The organism is Kribbella pittospori (assembly GCF_004331465.1).
Lineage (GTDB): Bacteria > Actinomycetota > Actinomycetes > Propionibacteriales > Kribbellaceae > Kribbella > Kribbella pittospori.
Genome location: NZ_SJKB01000006.1, coordinates 421,902 through 433,476, shown reverse-complemented (window position 1 = coordinate 433,476; position 11,575 = coordinate 421,902). Strand labels below are relative to the sequence as shown.

11 protein-coding genes are annotated in these 11,575 nt (G+C 69.0%); 5 read left to right on the top strand and 6 right to left on the bottom strand.

What is annotated here, in order from left to right; all coding sequences use genetic code 11:
* The first annotated feature begins 10 nt into the window (after window positions 1-10).
* From E0H73_RS21515 to E0H73_RS21505, 3 genes are all read left to right on the top strand, one after another.
* Window positions 11-1,192 carry a cytochrome P450 family protein gene (locus E0H73_RS21515; RefSeq protein WP_131359287.1) on the top strand — a complete coding sequence of 394 codons (1,182 nt, stop codon included), beginning with the start codon at window positions 11-13 and terminating at the stop codon, window positions 1,190-1,192.
* A 98-nt stretch (window positions 1,193-1,290) separates the two neighbouring features.
* Complete coding sequence (locus E0H73_RS21510) at window positions 1,291-1,920, top strand: DedA family protein (RefSeq protein ID WP_238164145.1); 630 nt, start codon at window positions 1,291-1,293, stop codon at window positions 1,918-1,920.
* Window positions 1,921-1,998: 78 nt separating this feature from the next.
* Window positions 1,999-3,156 carry a polysaccharide deacetylase family protein gene (locus E0H73_RS21505; protein ID WP_131359285.1) on the top strand — a complete coding sequence of 386 codons (1,158 nt, stop codon included), beginning with the start codon at window positions 1,999-2,001 and terminating at the stop codon, window positions 3,154-3,156.
* Between the two features lie 6 nt (window positions 3,157-3,162).
* On the opposite strand, the gene E0H73_RS21500 is transcribed toward E0H73_RS21505, so the two are convergent.
* A complete protein-coding gene (locus E0H73_RS21500) occupies window positions 3,163-3,987 on the bottom strand; it encodes an acyltransferase domain-containing protein (RefSeq protein WP_131359283.1) in 825 nt (274 codons plus the stop codon).
* Between the two features lie 50 nt (window positions 3,988-4,037).
* Here E0H73_RS21500 and E0H73_RS21495 point away from each other — a divergent pair, with 50 nt between their 5' ends.
* Together E0H73_RS21495 and E0H73_RS21490 are read left to right on the top strand one after the other, a co-directional pair.
* Window positions 4,038-4,871: a helix-turn-helix domain-containing protein gene (locus E0H73_RS21495; RefSeq protein WP_131359281.1), complete on the top strand. Its 834-nt coding sequence runs from the start codon at window positions 4,038-4,040 to the stop codon at window positions 4,869-4,871.
* A gap of 34 nt (window positions 4,872-4,905) precedes the next feature.
* Entirely contained in the window at window positions 4,906-5,271 is a 366-nt protein-coding gene (locus E0H73_RS21490) for a VOC family protein (protein WP_165555760.1), read from the top strand.
* A gap of 201 nt (window positions 5,272-5,472) precedes the next feature.
* On the opposite strand, the gene E0H73_RS21485 is transcribed toward E0H73_RS21490, so the two are convergent.
* The 5 genes from E0H73_RS21485 to E0H73_RS21465 form a co-directional block, all read right to left on the bottom strand.
* The gene (locus E0H73_RS21485) at window positions 5,473-5,760 is read right to left on the bottom strand and encodes a 4a-hydroxytetrahydrobiopterin dehydratase (RefSeq protein WP_131359278.1); all 288 of its coding nucleotides are present in this window, start codon (window positions 5,758-5,760) and stop codon (window positions 5,473-5,475) included.
* Between the two features lie 19 nt (window positions 5,761-5,779).
* Window positions 5,780-7,285, bottom strand: a complete 1,506-nt coding sequence (locus E0H73_RS21480; protein ID WP_131359276.1) for a carboxylesterase/lipase family protein — start codon at window positions 7,283-7,285, stop codon at window positions 5,780-5,782.
* A 78-nt stretch (window positions 7,286-7,363) separates the two neighbouring features.
* Window positions 7,364-7,939 carry a TetR family transcriptional regulator gene (locus E0H73_RS21475; RefSeq protein WP_131359274.1) on the bottom strand — a complete coding sequence of 192 codons (576 nt, stop codon included), beginning with the start codon at window positions 7,937-7,939 and terminating at the stop codon, window positions 7,364-7,366.
* A gap of 31 nt (window positions 7,940-7,970) precedes the next feature.
* A complete protein-coding gene (locus E0H73_RS21470) occupies window positions 7,971-9,395 on the bottom strand; it encodes an MFS transporter (protein ID WP_131359272.1) in 1,425 nt (474 codons plus the stop codon).
* Between the two features lie 44 nt (window positions 9,396-9,439).
* Window positions 9,440-11,422 carry an ABC1 kinase family protein gene (locus tag E0H73_RS21465; protein ID WP_131359270.1) on the bottom strand — a complete coding sequence of 661 codons (1,983 nt, stop codon included), beginning with the start codon at window positions 11,420-11,422 and terminating at the stop codon, window positions 9,440-9,442.
* Window positions 11,423-11,575 lie beyond the last annotated feature (153 nt).

Here is an 11,575-nt window from a genome sequence, read left to right as displayed (position 1 = left end):
TCTGGCGGATGTGACGCAGCCGTTCATCGTGAGCAGTGGGATCGCCCGCCACCAAGGGTTCGCCGAGCTGGCGGCGAAGGGATCGTTGACGCAGCTGATGCTCTTCACCGGCGTTCCGGTCTGGCTGGTGACCGGGTACGCCGAGACCCGGGCGCTGCTCGCGCATCCGGATGTCGTGCGGTCGCCGATGGACGGTCCGCACCGCGACCAGATCACGACCGAACTGGTGAACGCGACCGAGCAGCACATGCTGGTCGTGAACCCGCCGGATCACACTCGATTACGCAAGCTCGTCACCGCGGCGTTCACCCGCCGGCGGATCGAGGGCCTGGAGCCGCGGATCCGCGAGATCGCGGCCGGCCTGCTCGACGAGATGGCCGCGGCCGGGGATGGAGTGGACCTGGTCGACGCGTACAGCTACCCGCTGCCGATCACCGTGATCTGCGAGCTCATCGGCATCCCGATGCGCGACCGCGAAGAGTTCCGCCGCTGGTCGTCGGTCGCGGTGAACGCGACTGTGCACACCCCGGACGAGTACATCGAGGCGGCCGGAGCCATGGTCGGCTTCATCCGCGGCCTGATTGAGGAGAAGCGCGAGGCACCGGCCGACGACCTGCTGTCGGCTCTGATCGAGGCCCGCGACGGCAGCGATCGGCTCACCGAGGACGAGCTCACCTCGATGATCTTCCTGCTCCTGGCAGCCGGCCACGAGACGACGGTGAACCTGATCACCAACGGTGTGCATGCCCTGCTGCAGCACCCGGACCAACTCGCGCTGCTGAAGGCCGAGCCCGAGCGGCTCCCGGCCGCCGTCGAGGAGATCCTGCGGTACGACGGCCCGCTGCAGGCTGCGATCCCCTACGTCGCCCAGGCGCCGATCGACATCGGCGGATCAAGGATCGACGCGGGAGAGGTGATCGTCTTCGCCCTTTTGCCCGCGAACCGCGACGGCCGCAAGACCGATCGGCCGGACGAGTTGGACATCACCCGGCCGGAGAACGCCCACCTCGCGTTCGGGCATGGCATCCACCACTGCCTCGGCGCTCCACTGGCGCGCCTCGAGGGCCGGATCGCGCTCGGAATGCTGTTCGACCGCTTCCCGGACCTGCGCCTGGCCGCACCGGAACAGGATCCGGACCGCGCCGCCAGCCTGCTGATGAACGGCATTCGCGAACTGCCCGTACTGCTCTGACCACGCCCGGCCGCGGGCGCTGAACATCCGGTGAACCACGCCTGAATCACACGTTTGGGATTGTGGTGGGTTTGACCAGAGATGGCATCCTTACCCGGGTGACAGAGTTGATGGAGGTCGTGCGGCACCTGCTCGGCGTTGCTATGGCCTCACATTGGCTTCTGCTGATCCTGTTCGTGGCCGCCGCGGTCGACGCGGTTTTCCCGGTGGTTCCCAGCGAAGGTCTCGTGGTCACGGCCGGTATGGCCGCCGCAGCGGGGCATCAGAACCTGCTGCTCGTGATCGTGCTGGCGATGCTCGGATCGGTCATCGGTGAGTCCGCCTGCTACTTCATGGGCCGTGGCTCCGGGCCGATGCTGCACCGCTGGATGAAGCGCCAGGCTCGCAGGCAGGCGCTGTACGACAAAGTCTCGGCCGCGCTGCACTCGCGCGGCGGACTGATCCTGATGACAGTGCGCTACATCCCCGGCGCGCGGATGGTCGCGACCCTCACCGCGGGCGCGACCCGGTACTCGTTCCGCAAGTTCATCATCTTCACCATCGCCGGCGTGACGATCGCCTATACGTACGTCGCTCTGCTCGGCTACCTCGGCGGCGACGCGTTCGCGCACGACTCGCTGAAGGCGCTGGCGTTCAGCCTCAGCCTGGCGTTCGTGATCGGCCTGGTGATCGAGACCTCGCGCCGGATCGCGGTCAAACGCCGGGCTGCCAAGATCACAGCCGGCTAACGATCGACCCCCGGGTTTCCGCGCGAGTGCGTGTCCCGGGACAACCTTCCCGCCTCCGCGTGCGTCAGTAGGGGGGTGGTGAGGGCTGGGGCGAACCTCCTCGGCGCCGCAGCGGTGCTGGCGGCGTTGCTGGCCGGTTGTGCGGATGTCCCACTCGAGGGCGCGCCGTCGCCGAGCGACCCCACCCACAGCCCCACCGCGCCGACGAAGACACCCTCGGCCAAGCCAACCCCGAAGCCCAGTCCGACGGTTAAGCCGACGACCGGGCGGAACCTTGCGGACGCGGCCCCGGTGACCAGGTTGTTCCCGGCCCGGCTCCGTGACGGCAAGCCGCCGCTGTTCGTCGTGGTGTCGTTCGACGGCGCCGGCGACCTCACGCTCTGGTCGCACTGGCGGGCGGTGGCCAAGCAGGTCAACGCGCGGATGACGTTCTTCCTGTCCGGCCCGTACCTCTACCCGGGATCACATCGCACCGACTACAAGCCGCCGTACCGCAAGCCCGGCGCTTCCGACATCGGCTGGGGTGATACGGCCAGTGTGCTCGGCCGGACGACGGTGCTGCGGCAGGCGATCGCCGAGGGACACGAGATCGGGACGCACGGGAACGGTCACTTCTGCGGCGCGACCGGGGTCGGTCGCTGGACCACGGCGCAGTGGACCGCCGAGCTGAGCGCGTTCGACCGGATGGTGCGGACCGGACCGTCGCTGGCCGCCGGCAAGCCCGTCGTACCGCCGTTCGACCCGGCCACGGTGAAGGGGATGCGGACGCCGTGCCTCGAGGGCAACCGGCCGGCGTACCGGCTCGCGATGGCGCAGCGCGGCATGCTGTACGACGCGTCCGCGCCCGGGTACATCGCCTGGCCGAAGAAGGTGAACGGCGTCTGGGACTTCCCGCTGGAGTCGGTCACGCTGGCCGGGACCACCAAGAAGACGCTGACGATGGACTACAACCTCTGGTACAGCCAGACCGGTGCGAAGAAGGCACCGGTCGCCCAGGCGCCCGCCTACAGGGCGCAGGTGCTCGCCACCTACCGCCAGGCGCTGGCGCAGTCACGTGCGAACGGCAACCCGCCGCTGTTCCTCGGCAACCACTTCAACCGGTGGAACAACAGCGTCTACTCCGATGCGCTGACCACCTTCGTCCAGGAGACCTGCAAGCAGCCCGACGTCCGGTGCGTCAGCAACCGCGAGCTGGTGGGCTGGCTGACGAGGTACGGCGTACCGACGTCCTCCTGAGGCGGCTCAGAGACGGAGGTAGCCGAAGGCGCTCTGCCAGGTTCCACCGGCCTTGATCCGGCTGACGACCAGCCGCTGCAGGCTGGTGTCCTGCGGCAGCTCGTCCAGCGTGTCGGTGCCGTGGTGGCGGAAGGTGAAGAAGATCGCGCTGTCCTGGGCGTCGGTCGGTTTGCCGTACGGCGTGAAGCGGCGGCCGAACCGGACCATGTTCGAGTCCGGCGCCAGGTTGTCCAGCAGGTACGGATCGATCAGCCACGACCACAGAATCGCCGTCTTCACCGGGTACTGCGGGAAGTACCGCGGGAAGAACTCACGCGCCTGCGCGAAGCTGTCGTCGACCGCCTCCGGTGTCAGCGGACCCCACTCCGGGATGTGCACGTTGAGCACCCACTCGCCGGGCTCCGTGCCCGGGACCGGATTGTCCGCCGGGACCTGGTACAGCTGGAACTGCAGCCGCCCGAGCGCGTAGATCTGGCCGGCCCAGTGGATCCGCAGCCACCAATGCGTCTCCATGCCGTAGCTGCCGAAGGTCCGGCGATGGACCTTGAGCTGCTGCCCGAGGTCGGACAGCGTCGCCCAGCTGATCTCGTCGCTGATCCCCAGCGCGGAGTGGTAGCGCCGGATGTCCGGCACGGTCTCCAAGAGCGCCTGGACCGTGTTCCGCGGGTCCTCGGGCATCTGCAGCTCCGGCTCGTCCTCGAACTTGCCGATCGCGTCGCGGAGTTGCTGGGCCAGCTTGTCCACCGCCTCGCGGTCCGGGACGAAGGCTTCGGTGTCCTCGCGGTCCTCGTCGCTGAATCCGAGCAGGCGGTACTCGTCGACTGTGGTCACTCGGCAACCGTATCCGATTCCGATGGAGCCAGAGACTTACGATCTGACCCGTGGTCACCTATCAGCGGTTCGCACCGCCGGAGGAGCTGCGGGAGCTGGTCGAGCACATCTGGCTGGTCGAGTCGCCGCCGCTGGCCTCGCTGCGGCAGGACATCCTGATCCCGAACGGCCGTCCCGGCCTCGCAATCGCCCTCGCCGAGCCAGGGACCCGGCATGACCCGCTCACGCTCACCGAGTGGCCCAACACCGCGTCGGTGTTCGGGATCATGACCCGCCCGCAGGTCATCGGCCAGACCGGTACGTCGAGCTACGCCGGCGTGGAGTTCAAGCCGTGGGGGATGGCTGCGCTCGGTCGTGACGACCGGCTGGTTGACGACGTACTGCAGTTCTCCGACTGGGTCGGCGACGGTACGACGGCCGCCCTGGTCGAGGAGCTGCGCGGGGAGCCGTTCGGCCCGTCCCGCGCGGACCGGCTGACTGCCTTCCTGAAGCCTCGGCTGACCGAGGTGCCTTCGCTGCCGCTGGTTGAGGCGGCACTCCGGGTGATCGACGAGGCTCATGGTCGGACGACCGTCGCCGACGTCGCTGCTGCTACCGGTACGTCGTACAGCACGCTCTATCGGGTGTTCACGCGCAGCCTGGGGATCGGGCCGAAGCAGTACGCCGAGATCATCCGGTACTACCACTTCGCCGGCGGACTGATCGGGGGAGACGCGGCCGCAACGCTCTCGGCGCTGCACGGGTACTACGACCAGGCGCACGCGGCTCGCGACTTCAAGCGGTACACGGGCGTCAGCGCGACCTCGTTCCGCGCGGTGCAGAACGGGATCGCCGCGCTGATGCATGGAAGTTCCGTCCAAGACGGCACCCGGCCCGGCAGGTGAGGATCGGATCGGAACCCACTGGAAAGGATCCGCCATGGGACGCATCGTCCACGTCGAACTCGTCGCCACCGACCACGACCGGGCCGCCGAGTTCTACACCAAGGTCTTCGACTGGCAGGTGACGCCGGCGCCGGTGCCCGAGGGCTACCTGCTTGCGCAGACCGGCGCCGGAGAGGGGATCGACGGCGCGATCATGAGCAGCCGCTACCAGCAGCAGCCCACGATCGCGTGGATCGAGGTCGACGATCTCGAGGCGACACTGGACGCCGCCCGAGGCGCGGGCGGCAGCCAGGAAGGCGAGATCCAGGAACTGCCCGGTGTCGGCCGGCTCTGCTACCTGCGCGACACCGAGGGCGTCCTGATCGGCCTGCGTCAGCGCTCTTCCGCCAGCCCGAGATAGAGGATGTTCGGGTCGGACGGGTTGAAGGCCACCGACGGGATGCCGTCGTTGCGGTTGTGCTGTTTGGACAGCTCGCCGGTAGTACGCGCTGCCTTTCACCCGGCTGGTCGTTCACGTTGTAGATGTACGCCGTGTCGCCCGGACCCGGCTGGACGTCGCACGTGCTGAGGTGGTTCCAGGACCAGCCATGAGGTAAAGCGGTCAGCCCGCCGCGGTGTCGATGTGCCGGGCCAGCACCAGGTCGTCCTCGGTGATGCCGCCGGCCTCGTGGCTGCTGACCCGGAAGGTGACGGTGGTGTAGCGGATGTCGATGTCCGGGTGGTGGTTCATCGACTCGGCCAGCTGCGCGACCGTCGCGACCAGCCGGATGCCGTCCAGGAACGCTTCCTTCGTCACGCTGCGGACCAGTTCGTTGTCCACGACCTTCCACTGCGGCAGGTGGTCGCGGATCGCGAGGTCGATCTGGTCGTCGGTCAGCAGCTCAGCCATGCCGTCACTCTAGACCCATTCAGCGCAGCGCCTTCCAGAAGGCGAGGCGGTGCTCCTGTTCGTAGTCGACCGGCCCGATCGCGTTCGGCGCCAGTGATTGGACCGTGGCAGGGCTGGTGAACCGGGACCACTGGGGCAGTCCCGGCCCGTTGGGGTCGCCGTTGTGGGCGAAGGTGGTCCAGTAGCGGATCATCGTGTCCGACAGCGCCCGCTGATCGTCGGTCATCTGCTGCTCGCCCTTCTCGGTGCGGAACAGGTATTGCACGTCGCCCGCGTGCCAGGCCCCGGCCTGGAAACCCCTCGGGAACGGAATGTCCAGCGGCGCGTTCCGGTCCGCGAACTCGTAGAACCACACCGGGTTCTTTGCCGACAGTAACTGATTCTGCCGGAGCTGCGCCTGCGCCCACATCCGGTCGGTGACCACCGCCGCCCAGGCGACCGCGGGCGTCGCGTAGTCCTCCAACGGGTATTCCGCCTCGATCGTCCCCGCCTGGTCGCCGAACGCGGTGCGGAGCAGTTCGGGGTAGTCCTTCGCGGTCACCGGGCTGCCGGCCAGCTCACGGAAGAATGCGACAAAGGTGGTGTGCTCGTCCCGCGTCGTTCCCGACAGCACCGGTACGTCGGCGAACTCACCTGCCTCGAGCGCCTTCGCCGGATCAGCGGGCAGCTGATCGTTGCCGAGCGCGTACGGCTGGAAGATGTTCATCACCTGCGGTACGTCGAGCAGCTTGGCGACCGGGACCTTGCGCAGACAGGCGAGATCGTTGCAGCCGAGTTGCTGTGCCAGTGCGGTGCCCTGCAGTTGGGCGGCTTCGGTGGTGGTCCAGCCGTACCAGGGCAGAGCTGGAATCCCCGGGTAGACGACGCCGGCGGGCATGTCCATCAGGGTGAACCCGCTCTGCATGATCACCTGGTGGAACAGGCCGTGCGACGGCTTCGACATCAGGTGTGCGCTGGTCGAGGTGGCGCCGTACGAGACGCCGAACAGGGTCACGTTGCCGGGGTCGCCACCGAAGGCAGCGGCGTTGCGCTGCACCCACTGCAGGACGGCGCGTTGGTCCTGCAGGCCGATCGTGCCGGAGTCCTTCAGCTCGGGATGCGCAAAGGCTCCGAAGACACCGAGGCGGAAGTTGAACGTGATGACGACGACGTCGCCGTCCACCGCCAGCCGGGCCGGGTCGAACTGGTCGCCGGAGCCGATCGCGCCGTCGCCGTGGATCCACACCATGACGGGCCTGCGCTGTTGGGGTGAGGCGGTCGCCGGGGTGGTGACGTTGAGGAACAGGCAGTCCTCGTCGGTGCCGGACAAGTCGGCGATCGCGTTCTTGAGCTGCGGGCACGGGCTGCCGGGTTCGGTGGCGTCGCGTTCGCCGGTCCACGGTTGCGCGGACCGCGGTGGCGCCCAACGAAGTGCGCCGACCGGTGGAGCGGCGTACGGGATGCCCTGGAACACGCGGCGGTCGGGGTGGACCGTGCCGCGGACATCGCCGATGTCGGTGTGGACGACTGGTCCCGGTGTGGTCACTTGCGGGTCACATCCTTGCTGCAGGCAACTAGTGCCGTGCCGATGGTCAGGGCGAGCGCGATCGCGCGAAGGCGCAGCTCAGCCCTTGCTGGTGGTGAGGTCGACGAGCCGGGCGAACTCCCGCGCGGCCGCGTCCAGATCGAGACCCGGTTCGAGTTCGAGCTGGCGGATGATGCCGTCCCGGACGGACAGGACGAACACGGCGACGAGGTGTGCGTCGAACTCCCCGAACGCGCCGCTGGCCTGGCCACGACGCAGTACGTCGGCCAACTGGGACTGATCGGACAGCGCGAGCGCGGCGGACGCGACGTCCTGCTTGATCCGCAGCAGGGCTGCCGCGTGCGCCCGGTGGGTGCGCAGGAACGCGATGTTCGCCGCGACGAAGGCGTGCAGGACCTCGGCCGGCGCGTCGACGCCGTCGGTGCGCTCGAGCACGAACGCGCCGAAGGTCTCGAGGATCTGCCGGCCTACCTCCTCGATCAGGTCCTGCCGGTTCGCGAAATGGTAGGAGATCAGGCCCGTACTGCTCAGCCCGGCCCGGTCGGCGATCACCTTGAAGCTCGCCTGCGCCCCACTGTCCGCGATCACCTCGATCGCGGCCGCGACGATCTGCGCCCGACGGGCCTCCTCCGTCAGCGTCCGTTTTGTTCGCATAAGCAAAGATTAGCTCATCCGAGCAAACGGTTCAGACAGGGTCCTTCCGGGTCGTCTCGTGGCGGACCCGGCCGGCGGCGCAGAGGCCCAGTAGGGCGAGGACGGCGCCGGCGGTGATGATGGCGCCGAAGACCCAGGGCTGCGGGTCGGCGGAGTTCAGGGCGAGCAGGGTGCCGCTGGCGGCCAGGCCGGTCGCGATGCTCATCGTGCTGGCCATCTGGGCGGCGCTGCTGTTGCGGCCGGAGTTGTTCTCATCCGACAGGTCCAAGGTGAGCACCGACAGGCTCGACGTACTCAGGCCCATCCCGATCCCGGCCGCCGTCCAGCCGACCAGGCCGATCCAGGGTGTCGCGTCGGTCCAGGCCAGCAGAGACGTGATCAGCAGTCCGGCCGTCATGAACGCGAGGCCGGCCCGCAGGACGTTCACCCGCTGGATGCCGTGGTCCCTGCCCTGCAGCCATGATCCGAGCGCCCAACTGACTCCAGTGATCGACAGCGTCACACCGGCGCGCGACGGGCTGAAGTCGTGCTGCAAGGTGAGCAGCAGCGGCAGATACGCGCCGACTCCGGCGAACGCCGCCCCACCGAGTCCGCGGACCGCGACCACTGCCGGGAAGCCTCGCCGTACGACGAACGTCCCCTTCGGCATCACGCGTACGGCAGCCAGCCCAAGCACCACCAGCGCCACCGGGATCGCGATCCCGCAGATCACTGGATGCGCCTCCAAGTGGTCACCGGCCAGCGTCATCGAGAACAGTGCGCCCGACGCGGCGAGCGCCCACGGGAGGGCGGCCCGCCAAGCCTCCAACTCGGCCGCATCCTCGGCACTGCGCTCCGGCGCTGGCGTCCGGAGCGACTGGCGCATGGCAGGACCAAGCAGCATCCAACTCGGCACCAGCAGTACGACGGCCCCCAGGAATACCCACCGCCACCCGAACTGCTCGGTCACCAGACCGGTCAGCAGCGGGCCGACCACCGACGGCAGGATCCACATCGCGGCGAACAGCGCGAACATCTTCGGCCGGAGTACGGCGGGCAGCGCGCGGGCGACCAGCACCATCAGCGAGACATCCAGCAGTCCCTCGGCGAAGCCGCTGAGCAGGCGTCCGGCGACGATCATCGGCATTCCCACCGCGGTCCCGACGAGCAACTGCGCAAGCGTGAAGGCGATCGCACCGGTGCGCAGCGTCGGGATCGGCCCACGCCGGTCGGACCACAGCCCGGCGACGGCGAGCGAGATCAGGTAGCTCGCGTTCGGGGCGGCGTTCGCCAGTCCGAAGCTGCCGAGTGCGTTGAACTCCCGGACCATCGTGGGCAACGCCGTACCGACCGCGCGGTTCTCGAACGCGCCGAGGGTGACGAGTCCGATCACGCCCAGCACGAGCGGCAGGTGCCGCCCGCTGAACAGGCGCTCACGAGTCACGGGGTCACTGCCGGTGGAGGCGGTCGCAGTCATGACCGCAATGGTTAAGGGTCAAGTGCACTTGAGGTCAAGCGGATTCAGGTACGGCGGCCGTCCGGGAGCCGGAAGACCAGCACGAGGACGCGCAGTACGAGCACCGCGCAGATCACCAGCAGGTTGTAGCCGAACAGCTGGAACAGGCTCATCGACGTGGTCACCTGCGGCCCGCCCGGCGTACCCAGCAGCAGCACAGCCATCAGGCCCGCCGTGGCGCCGAGGATCGCGAGCAGGGTCTGATGCAGCAGGCCGGTGATATGCCTCCGGTCCCGATCATCGGCCAGCAACCGCACGTTGAGCCCCAGCCGGCCGCTCTCCGCCGCGGCCGCGATCCGGTCGATCCGCCGAGGCAGCCGGCGCAACATCGGCAGCAACGTGGCGAGCTCCTCGGTCGCCGTACGACGCAATGCCTCTGGCGCAAGGCGATCGGTGACATGGGCCGCGGCGAACTGGCGGGACGCCGCGACCAGATCGAAGCCGGGGGAGATCCGCGAGATCGTGCCCTCGATCGTCGCCAGCGCCCGGAACACCGCGGCCACCTCCGGCGGCACACCGAGCTCGTGCGTGGTGATGATCTTGAACAGGTCGTTGAACATGGCCGGTCCGAGCGACACCCCGGCGGCGAGGTGGCGAGTCATGAACTGGCCGACGGCGCGCTCGAGGCTGCGCTCGTCGATCACGTCCGGGCGGTAGACGATCTCGAGCAGTGCGTCGGTCGCGGCGACCGGGTCACCGTGGTCGATCGCGAGCAGGAACCGCTGCAGCGCCTCGCGGGTCGCCGGATCCAGCCTGCCGACCGAGCCGAGGTCGAGCATGCCGATCCGGCCGTCGGTCAGGAGCAGGAAGTTGCCCGGGTGCGGGTCGGCGTGGAAGACCCCGTCGATCGCGACCTGGCCGAGCAGGCAGTCGAACAGCACCCGGCCCAGCCGGGCCGCGTCCAGGCCGCGCTCGGCGATCGCCGTCGCGGCGCCGCCCAGCCCGATGCCGTCCAGCCGCTGCATGGTCAGGACCCGATGGGTCGACTGCTGCGGGTAGAGCTCGGGGACGACGAGTTCGTTGGTCGAGGCAACTGATTGGCCGGCGGCGACGGCGGTCATGTTGCCGGCCTCGACGGTGAAGTCGAGCTCCTCGCGCATCGCCTCGGCGAATCCGTCGGCGAGGACGCGGACGCCCATCGACCGGCCCCAGTCGGTGTTCCGCTCGAGCAGCCGGGCCAGCCGGCGGACGATGTCGAGGTCCCGCTCGACGATCGAGGCGATGCCTGGGCGCTGGACCTTGACGACCACACTGGGACTGTCGGGGGTGCGCAGCCGGGCGGTGTGGACCTGGGCGACCGACGCGGCCGCCAGTGGTTTGGTGTCGAAGTCGGCGTACACCTGATGAGGTGGGGCGCCGAGCTCTTCGGTGATGACCTGCTCGATCTGTGGCCAGGGCGTGGGGGACGCCTGGTCCTGCAGACGACTCAACTCGGTGGCGACCGACGGCGGGATGACGTCGCTGCGAGTGGACAGCACCTGGCCGAGCTTGACGAAGGTGACGCCGGCCTCGTCGAGCGCGAGTCGCAGCGATCGGGCCAGCTCAGCTTGGCCGGCGGCGTTCTCCCGGCCGGGGCGGCGCCGGCCACGCAGGTACGGTCCGAGGCCATGCCGGACCGCAATCCGGAGGATCTGCAGGTAGCGCCGGGTCCGGGCGACCCGGCCGGCCAGATCACGCCGCAGATCCCGGGCCCGGGGCAACGACCCGGTCGGCACCAGAGCCTCGGACAACACCAGGAAGACCAGGCCGCTGAGGACGGAGCAGACCGCGGTGAGGGCGAGGAAGGACATCGCTGCGCCGGTCGAGATGTCGACGGGCGGCGGGCCGGCGAGCGCGTTCATCAGCGGGCTGAAGACGGCGAGCGTGAGCGCGGCGCCGATCACCATCCGCACCAGCCCGAACCGCACCCCGAGCAGCCGCTGCGACACCGGCACGAAGATCGCCATGAAGATGCCGATGCTGATCAGGCCGAAGATCACCACGTCCATGCCAGGCACCCTAGGGGCTCAACAGGCCCACCCAACTCCCCCACACGAGCGACCGTCGCCCTGACCGGCCCCCCATCCGGTGGGCTGACCTCCCCGGTGGTGGGTTGGCCATCGCGATTCCGGGGGGCCAACCCACCGTCTCCTGGGTCAGCC

Coding starts and splice junctions, on each gene's coding strand:
- E0H73_RS21490 (WP_165555760.1), top strand. CDS start 4,906: ATGGGACGCATCGTCCACGTCGAACTCGTCGCCACCGACCACGACCGG.
- E0H73_RS21485 (WP_131359278.1), bottom strand. CDS start 5,760: ATGGCTGAGCTGCTGACCGACGACCAGATCGACCTCGCGATCCGCGAC.
- E0H73_RS21475 (WP_131359274.1), bottom strand. CDS start 7,939: ATGCGAACAAAACGGACGCTGACGGAGGAGGCCCGTCGGGCGCAGATC.
- E0H73_RS21470 (WP_131359272.1), bottom strand. CDS start 9,395: ATGACTGCGACCGCCTCCACCGGCAGTGACCCCGTGACTCGTGAGCGC.
- E0H73_RS21465 (WP_131359270.1), bottom strand. CDS start 11,422: ATGGACGTGGTGATCTTCGGCCTGATCAGCATCGGCATCTTCATGGCG.